This is a genomic window from Pantoea sp. SIMBA_079 (genome assembly GCF_046940275.1).
Classification (GTDB): domain Bacteria; phylum Pseudomonadota; class Gammaproteobacteria; order Enterobacterales; family Enterobacteriaceae; genus Pantoea; species Pantoea borealis.
This window is the reverse complement of the sequence record NZ_JAWRYR010000002.1, coordinates 13,853-40,017: the sequence shown is the minus strand read 5'-3', so window position 1 is coordinate 40,017 and position 26,165 is coordinate 13,853. Positions and strand designations below refer to the sequence as shown.

Sequence of the window (26,165 nt, the reverse complement as noted above, 5' to 3'; positions counted from 1 at the left end):
GTAAGGAGAGGCTATGGCACTTTCACTGGATGCGCATCTGCAGGCAATCTGGCAGAAGTTAACGCATGCGGTGAGCACGCGCTCACCTTTTACCCTGATGCAGCTGGCGAGCGTAACAGGAAACGCGCAGCCTAAACTCAGAACAATCGTGCTGCGCGATTTCAGTCCTGCGCCAGCCTCATTACTGTTTACCACTGACGCACGCAGCGCAAAAGTGCAGGAGATGAGGGCTAATCCGCATGTCTCGCTGCTGGGCTGGGATGCAGAGAACAGCCTCCAGCTGCGACTGGAAGGTGAAGCGTGTCGCGTTGATGAGCGCGAGTTGTGCCATGCTATCTGGCAAACGCTGCGGCCCTCTGCGCAGCAGCTTTTCCACTCACCTGATTCACCCGGCACGATCCTTGACGCTCCGGAGGCGGCATGTGCCGGACACGCTTCTGCCTCGTTAACTGATCCTCCGGAAAATTTTGCGCTGATACGCATCATAGTAAAGCGTATAGAGCTGCTTGATGTCAGTGCCGATCCGCATCAACGCTGTGAATTCTTACTGCAGGCGCACGGATGGGCGGGGCGGTGGCTGGCACCTTAGTTTCTCTCTCAGCCGCGCAAACCACAGGATCAGGTTCCGGCAGAAAAAAGATCCAGATTTACTATAATTATGTTCAACATTTTTAACCTGAGAGCAGAGGCGATGAGCAAATCTTTCACTCCAGCGGCTACGCTGGCAGCCCTATTTGCATTAAGTCTGATAGCCGGATCAGCAGCAGCGGATCCGGGGAAGGGCCATGGTCAGGGACCACACGGAGCAGGTGAAAAACATGCCGGTAAAGGAAATCCGCATGCTGACAAGCACTCCCATCAGGGCCAAAGCAGCGCGGAACAGGCGGGATCAGCGCTGAGCTATGCAACGGCACGCGCGCTGGCAGAGCGCTATGGCGTCACAGGCTATCGGGCTCTGCCGCCAGGCATTGCTAAAAATGTTGCACGGGGTAAGCCACTGCCGCCCGGGATCGCAAAGAAAACGTTACCGGCTGCGCTGGTAAAAGAGCTGCCTTACTATCCTGGCTATGAATGGCGGGCCGTGGGGGATAACCTGGTCCTGATTGCACTAAGTACCGCCGTAGTCACGGCGGTACTCAACGGTGTATTTGACTAGATAGCCCGGCTGATCGGGCTAAAAAGCTGTCAGGCCAGAGTTCGCTGTTTTGTTTCACTCAGTACGCTGACAATATTTGCAGCGGAAACTGTGCCCATCTTGATGTAAGAGGCGTCGCTGACACCACCAATATGCGGTGAAAGAATAACGTTCGGCAGCGACTGCCAGCAATGAGGCACGGTCAGCGGCTCTGCGCAAAAGCTGTCGAGTGCGGCGGCACGCAGTCTGCCGTCAGCGAGCGCTGCGGCAAGCGCTGGCTCATCGACCAGGCCGCCGCGGGCAGTGTTAATAAAAATGGCGTCGCGTCTGAAATGGCGTAGCGCGGCGTCATTGATCATTGCGCGGTTATCCTCAGTCAGCGGGCAGTGCAGGGATACTACGTCAGCCTGTTGATAAAGTGCTTCCAGCGTGTTTACCTGCTCGCATCCTTCAGGCACGAAAGTAGCGTAAGGATCGTAAGCCAGCACGCGCATGCCAAACGCGTAGCCAGCTCTTGCGACCCGGCGACCGATTTCGCCCAGCCCGACCAGCCCCAGCGTACGGCCTTCCAGTTCAAGAGATTTATGCACCGATTTGTCCCAGTGCCCGGCGCGCATACGCGCGTCGAGTGGCACAACAGATTTTGCGCAGGCCAGCAGCAGCGCCCACGTATGTTCTGCGACCGCTGCAGCGTTGGCGCCTGGCGCTGAGCAGACGCGTATGTTCCTTTTCGCCGCTGCTTTTTGATCGATGACATCAATCCCGCTGCCGTGTTTGGAGATCACCCGTAAGGCCGGGGCGGCGTCCATGATCGCTGCGGTAATTTTTCCATACCGTACCAGGATAGCGACCGGGTTATGCTGGTGGCAGAGATCGATAAGTTGCGTCTCCGTGGGCTGTTTGCCGGCAAAAATAACGTCATAGCCGGTCAGAAGCTGCAGGGCCTCCTCCGCCAGATCGCAGCCGGTTACCAGAATAACGCTGCGTGCTTCGCTCATAGCGTCTCCTCCGCAGCAAGCATGCCAGCCTGGCGCAGCGCCTGCTCCAGCCACGGCGCACGCGTGTCGCCCGCTGCGATAGCCGCAATACGCTGGGTTTCGGCCGCCAGCTTCTTTTTCGCCAGCGCAATGACCGTTTTTACCTCCTCTCGCGGGATCACCACTACGCCGTCAACATCACCCACAATCAGGTCACCGGCCTGCACCTGCGCTCCTGCTACAGAGATGGGGTGATTAACACGACCCGGGATCAGTTTTGTGGGTCCGCTGGGATTCAGACCAGCAGCGAAAACCGGGTAGGACTGGCTGGCGAGCGCGTCCGCATCACGTACCGCTCCATCAATAACGATACCGGCAATGCCTGAGGCTTTCGCCTGCGTGGCCATAATTTCTCCCAGCAGTGCGCAACTGATATCACCCTTGCCATCCACAATGATGACGTCACCAGGCCGGGCAATAGCGAGCGCAGCATGGATAGCCAGATTGTCACCCGGTCTGACCTCAACGGTAATCGCCGGACCCGCTACTTTCATGTGCGCCGCAAGGGGTTTAATTCTGCCATGCAACGTGCCACGGCGGCCGGCAACATCAGCAAGGATAGCCGCCTGATACTCTGCGGCCTGGCGCGTATCTTCATCAGATACGCGGGTGATATTGCGATTGATCATCGGAAGTGTCGGAGAAGTCATACTGCCTCGCTGTTTTACCAGGTGAAATTGATATGTACAATATAAAACTACTATAGCGAGCTTGTCGGAAGATTAGCCAGCGCCGGACGGCAGTTTGTGACGTAAATACGAGGTGACTCACAAATATTCAGGTACACTCGCAGTCGTCATAAAAGGAGAAAACAATGGGTAATGAAGGCGTTATTGCAGTTGAAAAGGCGCTGGCGCTGCTTGACTGTTTCCGTCCGGGCGATAACAGCCTGACGCTGACGGCGCTGGCGCAGGCATCGGGCTACCACAAAACCACGGTATACCGCCTGATGAATTCGCTGGAACGCATGCACTACGCCGTGCGACATGACGACGGGACCTATGGACTTGGACCGCGCCTGCTGTATCTCGGAAAGCTTTATGAGCAGTCATTTCATCTTGCAAGCGTCGTGCAGCCGGAATTGCATCAGCTGGCACAGGAGACTGGCGAGAGCGCCAGCTGGTATGTCATTGAGGGCGGGCAGCGGCTCTGTCTGTTCCGTGCGGAAGCAACAGAGGGTTTGCGCCACAGCCGGCTGCCGGGAACAACCTATCCGCTGGATCACTCTGCTATTGGTCAGGTTTTACGCTACTGGGGACTGAATGAGCCCCTGTTTAGTGAAGAGCCACTGCTGCCTCTCTATACCTCCGGAGCCCGCGATCCGCACACGGCAGCCTATGCTCTGCCGGTATTTGGCGTGAGCGACAAGCTGGTCGCCGCGCTGGCGCTGACCGGTCCCTCCTCGCGGCTCACAGAAGCGCGCCGAAAAGAAGGCGTAGCCAGTGCAATGTACCATGCTGCCGCGCGGCTCTCGGTGCGGCTGGGGGCTTCGCCGCAGTTTTGCACTGCCCGTTATGGCGAGGGGATAGCAGCCGCTGGCGAATAACAGGGAGCCGGCCTGCAGCACCGGCTCCCTCAGCGTGGCCCGCTGTTAGTGTGTTGTCGCGCGCGCTTTATTTTCTGTGTGGCGCGCCATCTTTCTGCCCATGATCACAACAGCGATGCCTCCTGCCAGACAGAGTACAGCAAGCGGCAGAAGCGCCAGCGTATGGCTGCCGGTTTTCTGATTAATAATGCCGTACACGTTTACCATCAGGCCGCCGCCAATCAGATTAGCAATAGCGCCAATGGCTGCCAGCCCGGCCGCTGCTGAAGAGCTACTCATCCACCCGGACGCCAGCGCCCAGAACGGACCTTTCATTGAGTAAGCGCCTACCAGAATCAGACTCAGAATAATAATCGTTGCCGGCAGAGAGAGGTTAATAAAGGCAGCGGCAATACCGCCTGCAATCATGAATAGCGTCAGCGCAGTGTGCCAGCGCCGTTCGCCGGTGCGATCGGAGTTACGGCCCCAGACAATCATCAACACGGAAGCCAGGCCATAAGGAATGGCATTAAGCAGGCCGGTAGTGAGATTATCCAGCTGGAAAGACTTCAGGAGCTGCGGTGACCAGACGCTGAGCGTTGTACCGGCTGCTGACGCACCGGAGTAGATCAGGGCAAAAAGCCAGATCTGACGATGTTTCAGCAGCTGCCAGGTAGAGATGTGACCAATATTTTTACGTTCACTGCGCTCTTTCTCCAGCGTCTCTTCCAGCCACTGCTTCTGCTCAGGGTTCAGCCAGCGCGCCTCATGCGGGCGATTACTCAGGACAAAGTAAGCCGCGATGCCCAGCAATACAGCGGGCAGCCCTTCGATAATAAACAGTAAGTGCCAGCCGCGCAGGCCGAACCAGCCATCCAGCGTCAGGATCAGTCCCGACAGCGGAGAACCGATAAAATTGGCCAGCGGGATCGCCACCATGAACGAGGCGATGATGCGTGCACGGTAGCGGGAAGGGATCCACCAGGTCAGATACAGTACTACGCCGGGAAAAAACCCAGCTTCTGCTGCACCCAGTAAAAAACGCAGCACGTAGAGCGAGGTTGAGGTCTCAACCAGCGCCATACACATACTTACGATCCCCCAGCTGATCATAATGCGCGGGATCCAGAGCCGTGCTCCCACTTTCTGCATGGCGAGATTGCTCGGAACCTCAAACAGAAAATAGGCCACAAAATAGAGGCTGCTGGCAAAGCCAAACGCCGCTTTTGTCAGACCTAAATCCTCGTTCATCTGCAAAGCCGCCATGCCGATGTTTCCGCGGTCAATAATGGAAACCAGATAACTGACGACGAGGAAAGGCAGAATCCGCCAGATCACCCGGCGCATCGTTTCACGCTCCAGCGCGGTCACAGGCGCCTGGTTAAGTAGAGATTGAGTCATTGTGTCCTCGCACAGTTCAGATTAGATAACATCGCTGTTGTTTCACTCTATAAAACCCGGTTGTACAAAATAAACTATCAGACTCTCCGCGTGCGTCTTGTGCAGGATAGTGGAATTGCGGTTCAGCTCACAGATTAACCGTGGCCCGGATGCGGATTTGTGATCGATAACGCTGCAGAAAGTTCATCTCTGGCATCTGCAGGCTCCTGCGCCTGCGTTGTATCACCCTTTTGTTCTTAACATTTGCACTGATGCCACAAATATTTTCAGCTAAGTGAAAAAGTCGATGTTGAGATTTATTCATCCTGACAGCGTTGAATGAATATAAATTTTTCATAAAAAACAGCATGTTGAAAACAGAGCGATTCGCAACTTTCATCACGTTGAACCCCGGCGGCACTGACTGACGCGTTCAGGCGTTGCAACATGAAAAAGCTTCAGGTTTGGTGAAATTTAATCACTTTTTTTCAGCAGGGGAGTAAGGCATAAAAGAGTCAGCCCATTGAGGAAATGGTTATATCAAATCAGCATTCAGCGTCGGTTTTACAGGCAGACAGAGAAGCAGGTTTACATCAGAAATTGAGGTGAGAAATTACGATGAACAAAGAATTTACCTTTTCAATTAAAAGCCTTCGTTTTGACGAAAACTATAATCCTTCTGCAAACACGCGTATCACCACTAACTTTGCTAACCTGGCAAGGGGTGAAATGCGTCAGGAAAACCTGCGCAACGCACTGAAGATGATTGATAACCGCTTTAACTCACTTGCGCACTGGGACAATCCGAAAGCTGACCGCTATGCCGTTGAGCTTGATATCATCTCCGTTGAGCTGAATATCGATCCGGCTGGAAATGAAAAGCCGTTCCCGGTCATCGAAGTCCTGAAAACAGGCATCGTGGATAAAAAAACCGGTCAGCGCATTGAAGGCGTCGTCGGGAACAATTTCTCCTCCTGGGTACGCGATTACGATTTCAGCGTGGTGTTATCTGAGCATAATAAAAACCAGTCCGGTTTCAGCACCCCGGCAAACTTTGGTGACCTGCACGGCAATATCTTCAAAGGGTTTGTCAGCTCAGATATCTATAAAGAAAGCTTCAGCAAGCGTCCGATCATCTGCCTGAGCGTCTCCAGTAAAAATACCTATTATCGTACCGGTAATCATCATCCGGTTCTGGGGATTGAATATCGGCAGGATGCGGATTCGCTGACCGATCACTACTTTGCCAAAATGGGCCTGCAGGCGCGCTACTTTATGCCGCAGGGCAGCGTTGCGCCGCTGGCTTTCTATTTTGCCGGCGATCTGCTGCGCGATTACAGCGATCTGGAGCTCATCAGCACCATCAGCACGATGGAAACGTTTCAGAAAATCTATCGTCCGGAGATCTACAACGCGAACTCAGCGGCCGGACAGGAGTATCAGCCGAGCCTGTCACACAAGGATTATTCACTGACACGCATCGTATATGACCGTGAAGAGCGCACGCATCTGGCGGTTGAGCAGGGTAAATTTACCGAACAGCATTTTATCAAGCCTTACCAGACTCGTCTGGAGCAATGGTCTGCTGAGTTTGCGCACTGATTAATGGAAAAAGGTTATCTATAGTGAAAAAGTTATTACCGACATCGACGTCTGGCAGTTTACCTAAACCTTCCTGGCTGGCGCAGCCGGAAACATTATGGTCCCCGTGGAAACCGGCGGGTGACGATCTGGCCGATGCCAAGCGCGATGCGCTGCGTCTCTGCCTCGATGACCAGCTGCGGGCCGGTATTGATATCGTCAGCGATGGTGAGCAGACGCGTCAGCATTTTGTGACGACGTTTATTGAGCATCTTAACGGCGTGGATTTTGAAAAGCGCGAAACGGTGCGGATCCGGAATCGCTACGATGCAAGCGTTCCTTCGGTGGTAGGTGAAGTTTCACGTACTAAACCGGTATTTGTTGATGATGCAAAATTTCTGCGTCAGCAAACCACCCAGCCGATTAAATGGGCGCTGCCCGGTCCAATGACCATGATCGACACGCTGTATGACGGGCACTATAAGAGTCGCGAAAAACTCGCCTGGGAGTTTGCTAAAATTCTCAATCAGGAAGCGAAAGAGCTGGAAGCCGCTGGCGTGGATATTATTCAGTTTGATGAGCCTGCGTTCAACGTCTTCTTTGACGAGGTCAATGACTGGGGCATTGCCGCGCTGGAGCGTGCCATTGAGGGATTACAGTGCGAAACCGCTGTACATATCTGCTATGGCTACGGCATCAAAGCCAATACTGACTGGAAGAAAACGCTGGGTTCTGAATGGCGCCAGTATGAAGAAATCTTTCCGCGTCTGCAGCAATCGAACATCGACATCGTATCGCTGGAGTGTCAGAACTCCCGCGTGCCGATGGAGCTGATTGAACTGATCCGCGGTAAAAAAGTGATGGTCGGTGCCATTGATGTGGCGACCAACACGGTTGAAACGCCGGAGCAGGTAGCGGAAACGCTGCGTAAAGCGCTGCAGTTTGTCGATGCGGATAAGCTCTATCCCTGCACCAACTGCGGTATGACGCCGCTGTCGCGTCAGGTTGCTCGCGGCAAGCTGGATGCGCTGAGCGCCGGTGCTGACATTGTGCGCCGTGAACTGCTGGGCCAGTAATACGTTTAAGGATGTATCAGGGCTGACGTCTGACGTCGGCCCTTTTTTTATCATTCTTAACCGCGCTATACACTTTTGCGGCTATCCCGGCCAGGCGGCTTATCAGATAAACAAATAGATTTATACGCAGGCGCTGAAAATAACTGTGCTGCAGCGCAGCAATATGTCATGCGCACATTGCTTCCGGCGCAAAACATCCCTTACTTTAGCCGCAGGTTTGTAAAATACAGGAACCCGGCATGGCAGATGACAGCAGTACGATCACCGATTTAAGCGCGCTTGAAGCGTGCTACGGCCCCGTGGCTAAACCTTCGCTGACCAAAGTTACCGATCATATTCACGCCGCCTATCGTCCTTTTATCGCTGCGTCACCGTTTGTCGCGCTGGCCACCTGCGGGCCGGACGGACTGGACGTTTCACCCAGAGGCGATCCGGCAGGATTTGTACACATTGAGGATGAGCGCACGCTCTGGCTGCCCGACAGGCGCGGCAACAACCGTATTGATAGCCTGCGCAATATTCTGCATGACAATCGGGTGGCACTGCTTTTCCTGATCCCGGGCATCGGAGAGACCCTGCGCGTGAACGGCACCGCCGTTATCAGCATCGATCCCGCCTTGCTTAACCGTTTTGCGGTGAATAATCAGCTACCGAAAACGGTTCTGACCATCACGGTTGAGAGCGTTTTCTTTCAGTGCAGCCGGGCAATTATCCGTTCCAGGCTCTGGGATCCGGCTGCGCACATCACGCGAGATGCGCTGCCGAGCACCGGTTCCATACTGCACAGCATTTCGCAGGATATTGATGCGAACGCCTACGATGCGGCGTTACCTGGTCGCCTGAAAGAGACGCTCTATTAACCCGGCCTGAGGCCGCAACAGCAACGTGCACTGTACAGCCTGCCAGCAGGCTGTTTTCAGTTCCGCAGACTACCGGGTTCTCAGACGGTAGATATCAGCGAAGTAGAGATGACCTTTACGGGCATACTGCGCCTGCAGGGTGGCTTTTTCGCTTTCAGTCAGGACATCTCCATTGAGCAGGTCATGAATAAACGCCTCCCTGACATAGACTTCCATGTACCAGTCGCCGGTATAGCAGTTCTTCCACGCGCCCTTGTCGATATCTTTCACCCGATAAGACGGGTTCACGTGAAAAAAGAAAAAGAAGTTACAAACTGCGAAAATGGCACAGCAGACGACATATTCGATCATGCCGAAGGAGTCGGAATAGAGTAACAGTGCCATGGTCAGCACAAACAGAAAACACATCAGGCCATACAGCCCCGGATACTGACGGATAAACGACACGTCGAAATAGGGACGATCGTTGCGTTTTTCCGCGCGGTTGATGCTGTCCAGCTCCTGCTGCAGAAGCGCATTAAGTTGATTGCTCATGTTTTAGACCTTATCTGCCCATGATGATGGAGTTAAAATTTTACTGTGTGTTTTTAGCGGCCGCGGCGCGCGGCTAAATCGCCATACCGGAAAAGTGAATCGGATCTGCCAGCATCGCCGCCAGAATTTTCAGGCTTTCTTCGCACTGCTGACGTGACTGTGAACCGCCGAGGCAGATACGCAGCGCATCGGCAGGCACATTACCGGTGCAAAATGCTGCGCCGGAGACGGCGCTGATCCCTTTTTCACGCAGTTTTGCCGCAATGTCAGAGGCGTTAGCGTTGACCAGCCCCGGCAGCGGCAGCCACAGGTGATAACCTGCGCTGTCAGCCTGAAACGGGTATCCGCTCAGGCAGGTGGCCGCAATCTGCTGGCGGACACCCGCTTCCTGCCTGATAGCCATCAGCATGCGTTCTGCGGTCCCGTCATTGATCCACTGCCGCGCCAGCGCATTGGTAAGCGGGCTGGACATCACCGTCAGCGCCCGCAGCACGCCGGAAAGCAGCTGCGTCATCTGTCTGTCCGGGCCTTTCACAAACGCGATACGCAACCCGGGGCCAAAGCACTTCGACAGGCCGGTAAGATACCAGGTCAGTTCCGGTATCAGCTCCGCAAAAGCAGGTACCGGCGCATCACTGAGCGCAGCGTAAGCGTCATCTTCAATGACCGTAATGTTATACCGCTGGCAGCACTCAGCCAGTGCCCGCCGGCGCGCCTCCGGAACCGTTATCGTGGTCGGGTTTTGCAGCGTCGGATTGATATAGAGTGCGCCGATCTCCCCGCTGCGACAGAGCGCTTCAAACGCCAGCGGATCGGGCCCCTGCGCGTCACAGAGTACCGGCTGCAGCCGCACGCCCAGATGGCTGGCAATCGCCTTCATGCCAGGATAAATCAGGCTGCTGACACAGACCGCGCCCTTTTTGCGCTTCAGCAATGTCATGATGCCCATCAGGGCGCTGTGAATGCCCGGACAAACCAGCACGTCCGCTTCGCTCTCTACGTGAAGTTTGCGCCCGATCCAGCGCATCGCTGCCGCTTTATCCTCTGCCGTGCCGCCAAAATCCTGATAGCGCAGCAGACTCAGCATGTCGGTCTGGTTAAACAGGTTGATGGCCCCTGCGCGCAGCGCTTCCTCAACGGCTGCACCGGCAGGCTCTGCCGGCGCATTCATGGTCATTTCGTAAGTGCTGGCAGGCAGAGCTGAAGAGGCTGACGCCCGCGCACGAATAAAACTGCCGAGTCCTGGGCGTGAGTCAATTAATCCTCTGCGCCGCGCTTCCGCATAACCGCGCGTTACCGTGGTGTAATTCAGGCCCAGCGTTTCCGCCAGTTCACGCAGCGGCGGCAGACGATAGCGTGAAGGCAACTCGCCTGTACTGATGCCCTCTGCAATGAAATCTGCGATGCGCAGATAGGCCGGACGTTGTGTAGACTGCTGTAGCAGGGTTGCCCAGCGTGTGAAAAGCGGCGTAATCATCATAAATCCTGCTCAGGACATTACGCAGACAGATATATCACAGTCATAATCAAGGTGTAACTTGATTGCATAATTGATTGCATCAGTTTTTTCTCTAAGTCTGTTTTAGCGCGTCATGCCTCCCCGCGTCTGCGCCTGCCGGCGTACAGTAAAGCGAGATTATCAAGGCCCGTAAGCCGGGATCATTCTGTAGCGATTAAAGATTGCAGGCGGGTCAGCCGATAACGCTTCTGTGCTGCGTCAGTTTTTGTATCGGGTCAGAGGAACAACGACGTTTTGCCGAATCGGGCAGGCGTAAAATTATTCTCTGACTGTTATCGTTCTCTTAGGCGCGTGCAGGATAGCAAGCAGGGCGAGCGGGATATCTGCCACAATCAGTTATATGTTTCTTTCGTATCGTCAGAATAAATCAGGTCCAGCTATCATGAGCACAACGATCAAACCTATTTTATCCGCCGTTTGGTCCACCAACACCCTGGGGATCTGTATTGCCAGTCAGGAAAGCCCCGCCGGCCTGATGCCCGCATTGAAAGGCGTTACGCTACGCGAATGGCTCAGCATCGCCCAGGCTGATGAAGATGCAAACATTGCGCTGCTGCTCACTGCGGCGCTGGATCGCGTGTTGCCTTTTCATATTGAAGTGCCCATTAATTGTCTGGATGGCACCCTGCGCCACGTTATTATGTCAGGGCTGCCGGGCGATCGGTCAGAGGGTTCACACCTGCAGTACAGTGGCTTCGTGCTGGATGTCACCGGACAGCGTAAGGCGCTGGAAGATGCGCTGCGCACGGCGGCTGAGTATCGTCTGCTGATTGAAAACAGCACGGATCTCATTGCTCACTGCGATGCCGAAGGGCGTTATGTCTCTATTTCGCCCTCATACAGCGAAATGATCGGCTGGTCAGCTGAAGAGATGCTGGGTCAGCAGGTCACCGACTTTTTGCATCCTGACGATCGCGCGCCCGCCGCTGCGGTGCTGCACACTATTTTCACCGGCGGTGAACAGCCGGACGTAGTGGAAGTGCACAAGATGCATCGCAACGGCCACTACATTACGCTTGGCACAAAAGCCTGCGGCGTAACCGATCCCTCAACAGGCAAGAATATCGGTGCTGTGCTGGTGTCGCGGGATATCACCCGCGACAAAGAGAAAATGCTGCAGCTGGAGCAGCAGGCGATGCGCGACGCGCTGACCGGTCTGCCTAACCGGGCCTGGTTTTTTAAGCAGGTCGACGGCATGCTTGCACAGCATCAGGACCCGCGCTATGTGACGGTGCTGTTTCTCGATTTAAACGGATTTAAAGCCGTTAATGATTCAATGGGCCATGCGGCAGGCGACAGTCTGCTGCAGCAGATAGGTGAACGGCTGCAAAGCTGTATGGCACCGGATGAGTCAGTCACACGGCTTGGCGGCGATGAGTTTGTGGTGGCAGCCCGATGCCCCGATCGCAAAGCCGCTTCTGCCATTGCAGAGCGTCTGATTGCCAGTCTGAATCTACCTTTCAGCATCAGCATCAGCAACAGCGCAGTAAGCATCGGAGCCGCAATCGGCGTAAGCCAGGCGCGACCTGCTACTTCATCCGCTAAGCTACTGCTTCAGCAGGCCGATACCGCCATGTACCAGGCTAAAGCACGGCGCGATGTCTCATACCAGTTTTTCTGCTTGCCCTCGCATCTGTAACCGGCCCCGGCCTGGCTGTCATGCGCGGCGTTCTGTTAATCCCTGATGTGATACCTGACGCGGGTTGTGCGCATGACACAGCACAGCGCAGTTTTCACGCGTTTATGCATTTAGTTAATCGGTATGGCTGTGATTTTTCTGAGTGGTCGCTTAAAAAGCGGTGTTAAAAAACGGTACATTAATTTCTTCTATTTTATTTAATAACTAATAAGTTATTATTTTTTTTAGCTCCAGTGAAATACATTAATACGTAAGGCTTTTATCTTAATTTCTGATTTATGCGCTAACGAAGCGTAAGCCAGGCTGGACAATGCATTAGTAACGTGATGTTATTGTCTGCGCATCGATTACTTTTCCTGCCATTTTCAAAATAAATACGCTCTGCCGATGCCTGAAAGCCATGTTGTGTTTTCAGGATTTGCTTTTTTCTCAGCTGAGGAAAATATCGTGTTTAAATTAAATCCTGTACTTCTGGCCCTTATTACAGCACAAGGTATGATGTTTCCGGTTTTAAATGCATCGGCGGAGATCTTAAAACCCTATACGCCTGAAAATAATGATTATAAAGCGGGTGCATTTTATTTGCGTGATGGTTCAGTTCAGACGCTGACCGGGCTGCCGCAGTTTACGCCGGGCGAGAGTGGCGTAACCCGCACAACGCTGGGTGAGCTACAGCGTGCGGGCCGGATCGTTACTGATACGCTAACGGGGCAACCCCGTATTAACGTCGGGCAGCAAAATCTGAATATCGTTATTCCCGATCCCGCGAACAACAGCTATAAATCCTTCCACGTTTATGACAGCCTGGCCTTTACAGATTTACCGGGGATTAATACAGAGACACAGGCAGAGGACTTTTATGCTGTAAACGATCGGCAATATATTGATGCCCGCGTCGCCTCAGTTACACGCGGCACGCTTAATATAAATATCGGGCGACCTGACAGAAATGCAGGTTCGGCCACAAACCGCTGGTCAATGGCGGCCAGACAAAGCCAGCTTTTTACCACGGTGCAGCGCGGTCATCTCAACTGGAACAGTAATAACCGTATTATTTTCACCGCCGTTGAGGCACCTTCCGCTAATAATCAACTGACGCTCAGCAGAGATAGCGTGGTGAATTATACCGGGACGTTTACCGTCAATACGCGAGATGGCGGGGTCACAACGTTCACGGTAACGTCGCTTGCAGAATTGCGTAATTATAATGACTGGCTGATTAATCAGCTCCTGAACGACAATATTACGCAGGAAGCGTATGGCCACGCGTTTAATAAAGCGTTTTCGCTTAATGCAGGTCGCGTGCTTTATCGCACCGGTGCCGCCAACAGCCGTGATGAAGTCAGGCTGCCGGTGGGCGAACGGGCGGTGTTAAGTGCGAACGGTCCTGGCGCCAGCGTGAAAATTTCTGCACAGCGTACGCTTGAGGTTATCAACGCCAGCACGGCGATGCAGGCCAGCAATGGCGCTACGGCCATTATTGATGGCAAGCTCGCGGTTACCGGCTCGGGGAGTACAGCGAGCCGGGCACTGGCACTGCTTTCAGGCAGCACCGGAATAAATAACGGCACGCTGAACGCGGGCTTTCTGAATAACGCCAGCGGCACAGGCGTTGACAGCAGGACGCTGGGCGATATCGGTAAAGCCGTTGCGGTAAAAAGTGGCAGTCGCTTCATGAATAATGGCGTGATTAATCTTGCTCCCGGCAATGGATCTGAAAGCCGGGAAAGCAGCGCAATCTGGATCGATCAGGGCAGTGCGGTTAATCGCGGCAGCATCAATGTCGGCGTCACGGACGTGGTTAATAACAGCTCAGCGGCAGGGGTCACATTAAGCGCTGCAGGGCACTTTATTAACGCGGAAAAAGGCACGATCGCCATCGGACGGTCGCCGCAAAATCGCAAAACGGACAGGACGCAGGAGGTTGCGGTTAATCTGGGCGGCGGCGTCAGCGGTATTCAGCAAAGTGGTAACAGCAGTGTGATCAATAATGGCCGTATTGTCATCGGCTCCCGCGTGCAGAACGCCGCAGGTATGCGCGTGGAAAATGCACCTTATGCGCTGACGCTGAATAACGGCGTTATCGATATCAACGGACGGGCACAGCCTCAGCCGCAGGAAAACATCGGCATGCTGGTGCTCAATGCCGGGCAGTACGGGCGGGTGGGCAACGCAGGAACAATCAATGTTAACGGTGATAACAGCACCGGCCTGCGCATTCTCGCCACGAAGAACCATAGCGCCAGCGCCTGGTCCGCCGGCACTATCAATGTAAAGGGTGATGCGGACTTGCCTGGCGGCACGCATAACACGGCCGTCCGGGTAACCGGCGAGCAGGGCGGTCAGGCGCGCGCCATACTGCGTGGACGGATCAATTTACAGGGTGATGCGGCTATCGGCGTGCGTGCAGATGGCAACGCACAGGTGGATATCGCCGCCAGCGCAGTGCCGCGCGCCGGCGAAGGCCGGAATCAGATCAGTTTCCTTATCCAGGGCCCGGACGCCCGGATCCGGCTGCCCGCCAGCGGCCGCTACGCCACTTCCAGCCCCAACGGGACGCTGTTCCGCCTGGCGGACGGCGCAGACTTTAACGCCAGCGGTACCACTCTCTCGCTGAATGCACCGGGCGCCACCGGCATCGTGGGCAGCGGCCGGGGCAGCGATATCGTAACGCGTAACGCCGTGTTCAATGCGGGAGCGTATGCCAGCGCCGTGCGGATTGAAGGCGGCGCGCAGGGCACCCTCAACGCTGAAACCCGGCTGCGTCTGACCGGCAAAGGTGCCAGCGCTGCGACAGTTGACGGGTATAAATATGATCTGAGCGGTCGCATTATCAGCGCCGATTTCCTGCCGGATAGCCGCACGCTGCTGACCAGTCATGCGGCTATCCGCGGGCTGGCGGATGGGCAGTCCGGGCTGGTGGCATTAAACCAGGCGCAGCTGATCAATACCGGTCATATCACCTCAGGGGGAGAAGGTTCAGTGGGGATCCTCGCCCGCTTTGGCGCAAAGGTTGTCAATCGGGGGGATATCAGCGTGCTGCGCGGCGCTACCGGCTTATACGCTGGCGGTTTCGCCACGCCGGAGGAGAGCACCGCGACCACAGAAATAACCACCCGCGGCGCATTAAATGTCTATGGCGGATCGGGCAACCGGCAGACAACCCTGGGCGCGGCCGCCAGCGGTGAGCAGGCCGTTCTGAACCAGAACGGCCTCATTAATCTGTATGGCGCCAATGTGGTCGGTGCCCGCGCTGAAAAGAACGCCATCATCAACAGCGGCGCGACAAGCCGCGTGGTGTTTCATCATGACAACCAGATCGGCTATCAGGCCACCGATGTGGACAGCATTATTTTCAGCAGTGGTGGCAGCACTGACGTCAGCACAGCCGGCTCGACGCTTTATCAGGTCAGCAATGGCGGTGATGTGTATGCACGTGAACCTGGCACGATCACGCTGAGCGGAGCCAATACGACCGGTGTGTCGGTCTCGGGCAGTACGTCATACGCCTACCGCACCGACAGGTATAACGTCAATGGCAGGGGCGCTGCGGCGCTGCGCGTCTATGAGCGGGGTGAAGGGATCGTCACCAGTCCCATCGCACTCAACGGCAATAACACCAGTGGCGTAATAACCGCCGGTGACCAGGCAACCGTCTATGCTGCTTCTGACATTACCGGTCGCGGTCGTCAGATCACCGCCTTCGACGCAGGCTACTATTCGGCGATATTCAATCAGTATCAGGGCGTGGTGAATTTAACCGGCCCTGAGAGCACGGGCGCGCGCGTGCACGACAACGCGTCGTTTCTTAACTTTGGCAGCGTGCGTATCGCTTCAGGCACCGGCATTGATGCCAGCAGCGGGTATGGTTACTACTATCCGCGCGAGAGCAGCCGCCTGCAGGTAGATGACGGGATTGCCGCGCTGCGGGTCGGAAACAGTGGCGGTCTGGCGGTTCAGGGCGATGGCCAGGGCTACAGCACAATCACGGCCAGCGGGCGTGCCGATGGCGTGCTGCTGGATAACGGGGCGCAGTGGTTTCAGGCCAGTGATATTACGCTGGGCGCCTATGGCCGTGGCAGCGTTATCAATAACCGTGCCGGGTTAACGGCTATCTCGCTGCAAAATGTGCGGCTGGAGACCGGGCGTGGAACCGGTATCCGGTCAGCGGTCTCTTTTGACGGTGAAGGCTACGCGCAGATTATCGTGGGCGAAGGCGGGACCGGCTATCTGTTTGCGAATGAAGATGGTTCAGCGACGCGTAACGATCTGTTTATCGGCCAGGGCTATTCCATCACGGTTCCCGGTAAAGGCACCGCCATACGGGCGAATACGACAGGGGACGTTGTCACTGCGGGGTCCATTGCTATTGAGTCTGCTAACGGGGGATCCGCCGTGGTAACCCGTACCGCCAGACGGGTCATCAATCAGGGTAATATCACGTCGCAAAGTCTCGTTGCGCCTATCATTGATTTGCGCGGCGGTGCGTCTGTCTTTATCAACGAAGGCACCGTAACCGCACCCAATCCACACACCGTGGTGGTGGCCGGGGGGGCGTCCCGGGATGTGGTTGCGCTGCTGGGCGGCAGAGTCACCGGCGATGTGCATACCGGTAACGGTGAAGATACGCTGATCGTTACCGGCGGCACGCTGAAGGGCAGCCTGACCATGGGCAGCGGTGCAAACAACCGCGCCACCGTTCAAAACATCAGCCTGCAGGACACCCGGCACATTACTACGGCCGGTGGTGCAGGCAGCACGCTCAATCTGCACGACCTGACGGCGCGCGGCGGTTCCTTTGCCAGCGACGATCCGAAAAAAGGAACCAATATCGGCGCCGGCTGGAGCACGCTGAATTTTTCCGGCACCCGCTGGATGCTCACGGATAACCTTCGCCTGGCGCACAGCACCATCAATATTGATGCGAATTCGACCCTGCAGGCGGGAAATGGTATTCAGCCGCTGCTTCAGGGCGGCAGCGCTACCTCGCTGCAGGTGAATAACGCCGGTACACTGGACCTGACAAACGGCAGCAGCCAGGCCGGTAACTCGCTGACGATCAACGGCGACCTGACTTCAGTAAACGGCACGCTGCGGCTTAACTCTGCGGCCACCCGCAGCGATATCTTACGCGTTAACGGTAACGTCAGCGGCACGACGCTGATTGATGATGAACTGCGCGGCGCGCCGCTGATGGATCGCAACCGTGACGGAATTATCGGGGCGACAGAGGGTGTTTCGCTGGCGCAGGTGTCAGGCAGAGCCGCTCCGCAGAGCTTTGCACTGAAACAGGGGTATGTGGCTTCAGGCCCGTGGCAATATCGCTTATATAGTTTTGCGCCAGGCAGCAGCGCCGCCAGTCAGCGTCAGCTCAGCGGCAGCGGCGATGATTTCAGCGATTACCGTCTGGCTAACGCATTTGTCTGCGCAGACGGCGTGCTCTGCCAGCCGCAGTCAGGCAATGGCAAAACCGGCCTGCGCAGGGCGGTGACGCCGCAGATCCCGTCCTATATCTCTGCTCCCGTTGGCCTGGCCTGGTACACGCTGGCGATCACTGACGATCTGCATAAGCGGCTGGGCGAACTGCGCCAGCAGCACGATCCCGATGCAGCGGACGGAGAGATGTTTGTTCGCTATCTGGGAGCAAACATGCATTATCAGAGTAGCCGGGGCCTGAGCAATTACGGCTATGATGCTGACCTTGATTACAGTGCGGTACAGCTCGGCGGCAACCTCATCCGTCTGGATGGCGCAGACGATAGCCTGCGCGGGGGTATCGCCTGGACGCGTGGCAACACGCGTATTCGTCCGCATGCGGCAGATGGCTACAGCTCAACTGCATTCGACAGCGACAGCGTGGCGCTGTATGGCACGTGGCAGCATAACAGCGGCCTCTATGTTGACAGCTCGCTGTCATGGAACCGCTATCGTGGTGAAACAGACATCATGCGGCAAAAAGCGGTGGCTTCGCCAGAAGGCAGCGGCTGGGCGGCGTCACTGGAGTCAGGCTACGCCATAGAGCTGACCCGGGGATGGCGTATTGAACCCCAGGCGCAGCTGACCTGGCAGCGTCTGGATATGGACAGCCTGACCGATCGGGATCAGACGCGTGTCTCCTGGGATCGTTACCAGCAGACCGTTGGCCGGCTCGGCGCGCGCCTGGACCGCACGTGGCAGGATGAGAGCCTGCGGCAGTACACGCCTTATCTGCGCGTCAATTACTATCACGGCTGGGGCGGAACGGCAAAGACCCGGGCAGGTACGGCTGACGGTACGGACAGCCAGCGTTTTGACAGCGGTAAGTTCGGGCAGATGTGGAATGCCGGCCTTGGCGGCACCGCGACGCTAACCCGGGATGTCTCCCTCTATGCTGAAACCGATTATCGCAAAGAGATTGATGGTAACGGTGCGCGCGGCTGGCACTACAATGCCGGTGTGCGCTGGTCGTTTTAAGCGGGGATATTAGTCGGCCTGAGCAGCACTTCAGGCCGGCTGCGGCAGATTTGCCACTGAGAGTGTGTTCAGCGACGGCTCAGGGCCAGACGGGCTGCAAAGGCCAGGAAAATGGCGCCGGTGGTACGATCCATCCAGCGAATAACCTGCTCTTTTCGCAGTATTGTCGCCAGCGGGCGCGTGGCGCTTATCAGTATCATCGACCAGCACGTCCCGATCGCTATATGGATACCGACCAGAATAAAGGTCCAGAGTACCGGTGAGTGGCCCTGCGGAATAAACTGCGGCAAAAAAGAGACATAGAAAATGCCAATCTTAGGGTTGAGTGCGTTTCCGAGTACGCCTTTCAAAAACCAGTTTGCGCTATTTTTAGCGGTATGGTCAGCCAGTGCCAGCTGCTTTCTCGGGCGCAGCAGCATGTTAATGCCCAGCCAGCTCAGGTAAAGAGCGCCACAATATTTCAGCATGTCATAAGCCAGTTCTGACACTGCGATGAGTGCGCCCAGCCCGAACGCAACGGCGGCTCCCCAGACCAGACAGCCGGTGCTGATACCCAGCGCCGCGTGAACCGCCTGTTTTCTTCCCTCAACCGTTGCCGTTCTCAGGACCAGCGCGGTATCCAGGCCCGGCGTCAGAGTCAGTAACAGCGCGGCAACGCTGAATGCCAGCAGCGCATCTATCATGGTCATCATTTATCTCCTTAAGGCAACAGGTTTTCTCTGCTCCCGGGCTGCTAAGCAGCAGGCGTGTGCAGCATCATCTTCCCGGCCAGCGGGCGATCTACAGCATATAGCGTTCGCGATGAACGCTCAATTACCGCCAGAGCGCAAAACGCACTGCTGCTTACCCGACCCGGGAAAATAATCATCGCCCTGGTAATGGCCCGTCATACAGAAATAAATATCCGACACCGCGATCTGCTGTGATAAAAAAAATTAAAACGTTGTCAGTGATAATAAAATAAAAGAGGCAAAGGTTTGCAGCCAGTAAATATATTAACGCCCGGCTATTCCTGCCGCGGGCGGAGCACATGCTGCCGGAAACGGCCAGGCAGGCTATTGTATTCAGGAAGAAAGTGACAGCTACGGCATCGCCAATGTATTACCCGACAGGGCAGAAGGCTGCAGGTTAAAGCGGGCTGCCCGCATAATTAAAAAATCTCCTGAAATAACGTTGCTTTATTTCTATTCTGAACTATCTGTTTATAGGGACATCCGGTTAATTTTTATTCCACGAGGACTAATGTATGAAACGTAAAATAATGGTCGCTGCTGCTCTGTTTCTGGGAACACTTGCCTCTGGCTCCGTTTTAGCCGCGCAGGAGATCACTAAAGAACAGGCCAGCCAGTATCAGGAAGTGGGCAAGATAAGCTCAATGAAAGAGCAGACTGCACCTTCAGATGCCAAAGCTGACCTGTCTAAAAAGGCAGATGAAATGGGCGGTAAATACTACGTGATTACCTCTGCAAAAGAAGGTTCAAAGATGTCAGCTACCGCTACCGTGTACAAGTAAAAGCGGGCCTGTTATATACCAGCGGCAGGCTATGGATGGCCTGCCTGACTTGCTCCGCCAGACCTCCCTGTTATCATCGCTGATACCTGCTGCCTGCCTCACCTTTTCCTGAATCGACACAATTTAAACCCCGGTCATTGCCAGGTTTCCGTTTCTATCCATATGATTCCTGTGTTTTTTACAAAAAGTTACATTTTCGCTGGAATCTTTTAAAGAATTGCTAAAGCAAATGATTATCATTGCCATTCGCATAATAAAGCTGGCTTCAGCCTGCCTGTGTTGCACGGATAACGACGATAACCAGCACAGAACGGCTTAACCTTATACCCACGCGCAATGGAAAATTTATGGCTTTTTATAGCAGGGAATCAGGGCTCAACAACTTCTTCAGCATCTCATTACTGGCACTGACCGTACATACTCTTCTTGCTCCTGCCCGGGCAGCTGAGGAGGATGCACAGGAGATGATTGTCAGCACTAATCCGGCCGATAACAGTGCGCTCAGTAACCAGAACTATGCGGTGCAGACCACCCGCGCAGGCACGAAATTAATGCTGACACCGCGCGATGTACCGCAGTCTCTTAGCGTCGTGACACAGCAGCGCATGCAGGATCAGGATTTGCAGTCGGTTAATGATGTATTAACCAACGTTACCGGCATATCCACTAATCTTATCGACAGTGAACGCTCTGAGTACTATTCACGCGGCTTCAAAGTCAGCAACTTTACGTTTGATGGTATTCCGGCGTTAGTCAACGACGCATGGAATTACGGTGATGCAGCATCTGACTCCGCCATTTATGACCGCATTGAGATCGTGCGCGGTGCAACCGGCCTGATGACCGGCGCGGGCAGCCCGGCTGCTTCAATCAACATGGTGCGCAAACATGCCGACAGCAAAATCGCTACCGGGACGCTAAGTGCCAGCTATGGCAGCTGGCATAAGCAGCGTTATGTGGCGGATCTCTCTTCTCCGCTGAACGGCGATGGCAGCCTGCGTGGCCGCGTTGTGAGCGGCTACACTGACCAGCAGAGCTGGCTGGATCGCTATCAGAAGACTAAAAAGTTTATTTACGGTGTACTGGATGCCGATCTTTCCGAAAGCACCACCGTGTCGCTGGGGTATGACTACGAAGATAACAACACCGGCAATCCGACCTGGGGTGGTTTGCCGATGTTTTACAGCAACAATGCCACCACGCATTACGATCGCAGCCTGAATTCAGCAGCCAGCTGGGCGCGCTACAATACCCACTCCCGTAAAGTCTTTGCAGATATTGAGCATCACTTTGATAACGGCTGGAATATGCATATCAACGGCACGCATGCCGAAAACAGGTTCAGCGATAAGCTGCTCTATGTGATGGGGAATCCCGATCGGGAGAGCGGTGAGGGGACGACCGGCTACGGCAGCATGGATCGCGGCAAGCGTAAACTGGACTCTGTTGATGGCTTCGCCAGCGGCCCCTTTGAGCTGGCTGGTCGTCAGCATCTGTTAATGGCGGGTGCCAGTTACAGTCGGCAGCACAATGCCACTTACAGTCAGGATGGTTTCAGCGATGCAGAAGCACGTGAGATCACTGCTGCAGATATGGGTATTTTTGATAACCACTGGCGCGGTAATGTAGCGGAGCCGGCGTGGCAGGGCTGGTATCGCAACGCCAATGACACGGTCCGGCAGAAATCCGTTTACAGCGCAGCACGTCTGTCGCTGGCCGATCCGCTGTCACTGATTGTTGGCGCGCGCTATACCCAGTGGAGCACCACCGGCAGCAGCGGAGAAATGACCAAGAATAACACCACGCCTTATGCAGGGCTGGTGTATGACATCAATGAAACCTGGTCCGCTTATGGCAGTTACACCGCTATTTTCCTGCCGCAGACCTATCGCGATACCCGTGGCGGTTACCTGTCACCCGTAACCGGGAAAAGCTATGAAACCGGGCTGAAATCTGCCTGGAACGATGGCCTGCTCACTGCCACCGTGGCGATATTCCGTATCGAAGAGGATGATGTCGGTCAGGCGCTTGATGGGGTCTACCTGAGTGGCAGCGAGCAGGCTTATGTCGCCGCTAAAGGTGCTGTGAGTAAAGGCGCAGAGTTTGAACTGAATGGCGCACTGACTGACAATCTGCAACTGACGTTTGGTGCCACCCGCTACGTTGCGCGTGACAAACGTGGCCGCTTTAACAGCTACCAGCCGCAGACTTCCTTTAAGCTTTTTACCCGTTATCAGCTGGCTGCCATTCCTGATCTGACCATTGGCGGCGGCGTTAACTGGCAGAATCGGGTATTTAAGGATGTGACCAACGCCAGCGGTGAGAGCGTACGGGTGTATCAGGGCAGCTATCCGCTGGCTTCGCTGTTTGCCCGCTATCAGGTGAATAAGCAGGTTGCCGTGCAGGCCAACCTTGATAATCTTTTTGATCGCCACTATTACAGCTATATGAACAGTTACGTATATGGTGAGCCACGAAATGTGAACGTCAGCGTCTCCTGGCAATTCTGACTGCACAACACTCAATATCCGCATTCAGGCATGCAACACGCAGACATGCCTGAATGCTTCCGTTATTACCCGCACGCTTGTCTCCTTTCTGCACGCTCAGGCCGCTCATCTATACTGACTATTCCAGCCGGACCTGCACCGGCATTCTGCCGGCAATCTAAAGCCCGGCACGCAGGTAAAAAGCGTTTTGATAATGTGGCCGTGTGAATGTGTTTATTACATAGCGCGTTCCTGCCTTATATCCCGGCAGAACGTAAGAACAAATAAATTTCTCACTATCCGGAAGATCACGAATGAAAATAACGCATTTTGTTTATTCTGCCCTGATTGGCGTTGTCGCCAGCTGCCGTTCAATGACGCCGATGGCAGCGCTTGCTGTGGCACGCCTTGCGAAGCGCGATACCTCTGGCACGCTGCTGCTGCTGGACCGGCCGCTATTTAAATATGGCGCGTTAGCGATGGGGATAGGGGAACTGTTTGGTGACAAAATGCAGTCAGCGCCGGACCGCACTGTATTTCCGGGTCTGTCTGCGCGCGTGGCCAGTGCCGGGATTGCCGGGGCCGCGCTGGCGCCCAGGGGAGAGGAAAAAACCGGGGCCGCGATAGCTATTTCTGCCGCTGTGCCACTGGCTTATGCCACGCTCGCAGCACGCAAAAAAGCCATAGCAGATATCGGGCAGACCAGAAGTGGCCTGATTGAAGATACGCTCGTTGTTGCTCTCGGAGCTGCAGTGGTCTTTTTCGCCACGCGTTCTGACCGTCATTAATGACAGGATGATCCTGGCGGGTCACTATAAAGCGGGGCAGCTCGGGTTTCTGACTGAGGCCAGGATAAGACGTTGATGATGGGGTGAGGGCAGGTTATGTGCCTTTTATCCGTTCCTGCAGGTTTTGCCTGAATAAACAACCGGGTGTCATCCCTGACAGCTTCTCCGGCCGGTACGCGTCGGACGCGCCCGTTATGAGGCTGGCTTATCTTCGTCGTTTTCCGGCCGGAGCCGGGCAACGGTTAGTGGTGTTTTCCGTCGTCGTCCGGGTCTGCTCTCATCGTTAAGTGCAACCCAGCCTGTTCACGCATATCAGTTTGAGAAAAACCATTAAGCCAGTGTTTGGCTTTTCTGATTTTCTCCGCTCTGACCGCGTTAGCGGCGTTACCAGCCATCAAATCCAGCTCCTCTGTTAAAGTTTGCTGGTTAATGTCCTGTCCCGCCAGTGCAAGGTTGAGTGCTGCCTCTCCGATGACAGGTTTCTCCTGATCGTCGTGTTCAAACACTGAATACACCTCCTGATACGCGTCAATGACAACCTCACCGTTAACTGTAGTTCCGGCATAAATAAAATGCCTGCCCCGGCAACGCATACGGTTTTAAGAACAGGGGTTAACAGTCGTGTTCATCTTTTTTAGCGGTAATAACGCTGTTACGGTAACAATCAGCGGGCCCAAGGACGCGACCATTTGAGGCACGAACTTCCAGTGTCAACAGCGGCTCGCCGTTAACGTTATCCAGCAACACCGAATGCATTTCACCTTGTTTATACAGGTAACGCTCACCCCATTGCCGCATGGCAACCACAACGGGAAAGGCAGATCGACCCATGTCGGTCAGAATATATTCTTTATAGGCACTGCCATCGGAAGCAGGGCTGATCTCAAGTACACCTATCTCAATCAAATGTTTTAAACGTGTTGCCAGTATGTTTTTTGCCAGCCCCAGGTTTTTCCGGAACTCACTGAATCTGCGCACATCGTCAAACGCTTCACGAAGGATCATGAAGCACCAGCGCTCACCAATCGACTCCACGGCCCGGGCAACAGGACACTCACTGGTCTGAAGCGATTTCTGTTTTGCCATTGCGTCGTCCTTATGTGGTTTTACGCCTGTCAGCATATCCAGCCTGAAAAGAAGTTGCAAAAAGAAACCTATACAGGTAGTTATAAAAAGTGGTTTCAAATTAAAACCTGAGGGCAATATGGCTGAGATACCAGGCGGGGCAGCAGACGGCAAAAAAGGCATACCAGCAGAAGACAACCACACGCTTTCCTCCCGGGCAGTCCTGCTGTTTTCGTTGACGAGCGCGCTTGCTGTCGGAAATGTCTATATGGTGCAGCCCCTGCTGGAAGCGATCGCTAAAAGCCTGCATGTGGCCCCGGGCTCCCTGGGAAGCGTTGTCGCCATCACGCAAACGGGATATGCGCTGGGCCTGCTGTTACTGGTGCCGCTGGGAGACAGGTGCGATCGGAAAAAACTGGTGATCATTCAGCTACTGCTTTCTGCGGTGGCTTTAACCGTGGCGGCGCTGGCAACCCGTTTTATTATGCTGCTCTGCGCATTGCTGCTGGTGGGGGTGATGGCCGTTGTCGCACAGGTTATTGTAGCGTGGGCGGCTACCGCCGCCGCGCCGTCACAGCGCGGCCGTGTGGTTGGCAGCATCACCAGCGGTATTGTACTGGGCATACTGCTTGCCCGGGTTGCTTCCGGCATGATTGCTGATATTGCAGGCTGGCGGGCAGTCTATTTCACGGCCGCAGGCTTGTTGCTGATGCTGACTGTTACGCTGGCGGTGCTGATACCAGCCCCGGGTTTACCGCGGTTGCGTGCCTCATATCTTTCGCTTGTGCAGTCCATGTTTGCGCTTTTCATCACCGACTCCCGACTGCGTCAACGTGGAATCATGACTTTCCTGATTTTCACCGCTTTTAGCCTGATGTGGACCTCCATGGTATTACCCCTCGCCGCCCTGTCCGCCTCGCTTACCCAAACCGGTCTGTTTGGTCTGGCTGGCGTGGCCGGTGCACTGGCAGCTTCAAGGGCCGGGGTCTGGGCTGACAGGGGGAAAGGTGCCCACATAAGCGCTATTGCGCTGCTGCTGCTGGCTCTGTGCTGGCTGCCGCTGGCAGGTCTTGAGAGATCCTGGTGGCTTTTACTCGCGGGCATTATGATGCTGGATTTTGCGGTTCAGGCGGTTCATGTGATCAATCAAAGCGCTATTCTTGCCGCCCGGCCTGAAACGGCAAGCCGGCTGGTTGGCGCCAACATGTGTTTTTACTCACTGGGTAGTGCGCTGGGTGCCATCACAGCAACGCATCTGTATGCGATATGGGGGTGGTATGCAGTCTGCTGCGCAGGCGCACTGATAAGCGTTTGTGCATTGCTTTACGGGATAAAGGTATATCAGCAATGAAAGCACATCATCTGCTTTTCGCCAGCATGATCACAATCATCCGGAGCTGCAACTTTTTTGTAAACGTAATAGTTCACTTCGGCAAATTCACCGCACTCCGCTTGCGTCATTGACTCATTGATCTGCGCTGCGTTCGCCGGGTTGCTAAACAGGGCGATCGTTTCTATAAGCGACCCGACCTCTTCCGCATCGATTAGAACAACATCAGGCACCGGTGTTA

General features: G+C 55.0%; 21 protein-coding genes. 12 read left to right on the top strand and 9 right to left on the bottom strand.

The genetic code is table 11. The features are described 5' to 3' along the window. The first annotated feature begins 13 nt into the window (after positions 1–13). Together SB719_RS04045 and SB719_RS04040 are read left to right on the top strand one after the other, a co-directional pair. Positions 14–589, top strand: coding sequence for a pyridoxamine 5'-phosphate oxidase family protein (locus SB719_RS04045; RefSeq protein WP_412158922.1), 576 nt, complete (start codon positions 14–16; stop codon positions 587–589). Positions 590–691: 102 nt separating this feature from the next. After that, positions 692–1,156, top strand: a complete 465-nt coding sequence (locus SB719_RS04040; RefSeq protein ID WP_412158921.1) for an anti-virulence regulator CigR family protein — start codon at positions 692–694, stop codon at positions 1,154–1,156. Positions 1,157–1,185: 29 nt separating this feature from the next. Here the strand turns inward: SB719_RS04040 and SB719_RS04035 are convergent, their stop codons facing one another. Together SB719_RS04035 and SB719_RS04030 are read right to left on the bottom strand one after the other, a co-directional pair. Continuing rightward, positions 1,186–2,133, bottom strand: coding sequence for a hydroxyacid dehydrogenase (locus tag SB719_RS04035; RefSeq protein WP_304234466.1), 948 nt, complete (start codon positions 2,131–2,133; stop codon positions 1,186–1,188). Further along, a complete protein-coding gene (locus tag SB719_RS04030) occupies positions 2,130–2,822 on the bottom strand; it encodes an RraA family protein (protein WP_292968900.1) in 693 nt (230 codons plus the stop codon). The genes SB719_RS04035 and SB719_RS04030 overlap by 4 nt, the downstream gene beginning before the upstream one ends. A gap of 164 nt (positions 2,823–2,986) precedes the next feature. On the opposite strand from SB719_RS04030, the gene SB719_RS04025 reads away from it, so the two are divergent. Continuing rightward, positions 2,987–3,718, top strand: a complete 732-nt coding sequence (locus tag SB719_RS04025; protein ID WP_065647597.1) for an IclR family transcriptional regulator — start codon at positions 2,987–2,989, stop codon at positions 3,716–3,718. Positions 3,719–3,763: 45 nt separating this feature from the next. Here SB719_RS04025 and SB719_RS04020 read toward each other — a convergent pair whose 3' ends face one another. Beyond that, complete coding sequence (locus SB719_RS04020; RefSeq protein WP_304234471.1) at positions 3,764–5,098, bottom strand: MFS transporter; 1,335 nt, start codon at positions 5,096–5,098, stop codon at positions 3,764–3,766. Between the two features lie 597 nt (positions 5,099–5,695). On the opposite strand from SB719_RS04020, the gene SB719_RS04015 reads away from it, so the two are divergent. The 3 genes from SB719_RS04015 (at position 5,696) to SB719_RS04005 (ending at position 8,594) form a co-directional block, all read left to right on the top strand. Continuing rightward, on the top strand, positions 5,696–6,679 hold the full coding sequence (locus tag SB719_RS04015; protein WP_304234473.1) for a DUF1852 domain-containing protein: 984 nt from the start codon (positions 5,696–5,698) through the stop codon (positions 6,677–6,679). Between the two features lie 23 nt (positions 6,680–6,702). Beyond that, complete coding sequence (locus SB719_RS04010; RefSeq protein WP_304234474.1) at positions 6,703–7,734, top strand: methionine synthase; 1,032 nt, start codon at positions 6,703–6,705, stop codon at positions 7,732–7,734. 239 nt (positions 7,735–7,973) lie between these two features. Continuing rightward, complete coding sequence (locus tag SB719_RS04005; protein ID WP_304234476.1) at positions 7,974–8,594, top strand: pyridoxamine 5'-phosphate oxidase family protein; 621 nt, start codon at positions 7,974–7,976, stop codon at positions 8,592–8,594. A gap of 69 nt (positions 8,595–8,663) precedes the next feature. Here the strand turns inward: SB719_RS04005 and SB719_RS04000 are convergent, their stop codons facing one another. Beyond that, positions 8,664–9,128 carry a YlaC family protein gene (locus SB719_RS04000; protein ID WP_065647602.1) on the bottom strand — a complete coding sequence of 155 codons (465 nt, stop codon included), beginning with the start codon at positions 9,126–9,128 and terminating at the stop codon, positions 8,664–8,666. Positions 9,129–9,201: 73 nt separating this feature from the next. Next, positions 9,202–10,605 carry a PLP-dependent aminotransferase family protein gene (locus SB719_RS03995; RefSeq protein ID WP_065647603.1) on the bottom strand — a complete coding sequence of 468 codons (1,404 nt, stop codon included), beginning with the start codon at positions 10,603–10,605 and terminating at the stop codon, positions 9,202–9,204. Between the two features lie 424 nt (positions 10,606–11,029). Here SB719_RS03995 and SB719_RS03990 point away from each other — a divergent pair, with 424 nt between their 5' ends. Both SB719_RS03990 and SB719_RS03985 read left to right on the top strand, forming a co-directional pair. Beyond that, on the top strand, positions 11,030–12,286 hold the full coding sequence (locus SB719_RS03990; RefSeq protein WP_304234479.1) for a diguanylate cyclase domain-containing protein: 1,257 nt from the start codon (positions 11,030–11,032) through the stop codon (positions 12,284–12,286). 582 nt (positions 12,287–12,868) lie between these two features. After that, a complete protein-coding gene (locus tag SB719_RS03985) occupies positions 12,869–18,739 on the top strand; it encodes an autotransporter outer membrane beta-barrel domain-containing protein (RefSeq protein ID WP_412158920.1) in 5,871 nt (1,956 codons plus the stop codon). 68 nt (positions 18,740–18,807) lie between these two features. On the opposite strand, the gene SB719_RS03980 is transcribed toward SB719_RS03985, so the two are convergent. Next, entirely contained in the window at positions 18,808–19,428 is a 621-nt protein-coding gene (locus tag SB719_RS03980; protein WP_304234514.1) for a LysE family translocator, read from the bottom strand. A 557-nt stretch (positions 19,429–19,985) separates the two neighbouring features. Here SB719_RS03980 and SB719_RS03975 point away from each other — a divergent pair. The 3 genes from SB719_RS03975 (at position 19,986) to SB719_RS03965 (ending at position 23,529) form a co-directional block, all read left to right on the top strand. Continuing rightward, positions 19,986–20,252 (top strand): YdgH/BhsA/McbA-like domain containing protein, encoded by a 267-nt coding sequence (locus SB719_RS03975; RefSeq protein WP_065647606.1) that lies wholly within the window; start codon positions 19,986–19,988, stop codon positions 20,250–20,252. Positions 20,253–20,599: 347 nt separating this feature from the next. Beyond that, positions 20,600–22,762: a ferric-rhodotorulic acid/ferric-coprogen receptor FhuE gene (gene fhuE / locus SB719_RS03970; RefSeq protein ID WP_304234482.1), complete on the top strand. Its 2,163-nt coding sequence runs from the start codon at positions 20,600–20,602 to the stop codon at positions 22,760–22,762. 293 nt (positions 22,763–23,055) lie between these two features. Then, positions 23,056–23,529: a hypothetical protein gene (locus SB719_RS03965; protein ID WP_292968888.1), complete on the top strand. Its 474-nt coding sequence runs from the start codon at positions 23,056–23,058 to the stop codon at positions 23,527–23,529. Positions 23,530–23,771: 242 nt separating this feature from the next. Here SB719_RS03965 and SB719_RS03960 read toward each other — a convergent pair whose 3' ends face one another. Further along, entirely contained in the window at positions 23,772–24,035 is a 264-nt protein-coding gene (locus tag SB719_RS03960; protein ID WP_292968887.1) for a hypothetical protein, read from the bottom strand. A 106-nt stretch (positions 24,036–24,141) separates the two neighbouring features. Continuing rightward, positions 24,142–24,615, bottom strand: a complete 474-nt coding sequence (locus SB719_RS03955; protein ID WP_304234486.1) for a winged helix-turn-helix transcriptional regulator — start codon at positions 24,613–24,615, stop codon at positions 24,142–24,144. 118 nt (positions 24,616–24,733) lie between these two features. Between SB719_RS03955 and SB719_RS03950 the strand changes: the two genes are divergently transcribed. Continuing rightward, positions 24,734–25,945, top strand: coding sequence for an MFS transporter (locus SB719_RS03950; protein WP_304234488.1), 1,212 nt, complete (start codon positions 24,734–24,736; stop codon positions 25,943–25,945). Here the strand turns inward: SB719_RS03950 and SB719_RS03945 are convergent. Next, complete coding sequence (locus tag SB719_RS03945) at positions 25,936–26,157, bottom strand: type II toxin-antitoxin system Phd/YefM family antitoxin (protein WP_304234490.1); 222 nt, start codon at positions 26,155–26,157, stop codon at positions 25,936–25,938. The two genes, SB719_RS03950 and SB719_RS03945, sit on opposite strands and share 10 nt — an antisense overlap. Between the last annotated feature and the right edge of the window lie 8 nt (positions 26,158–26,165).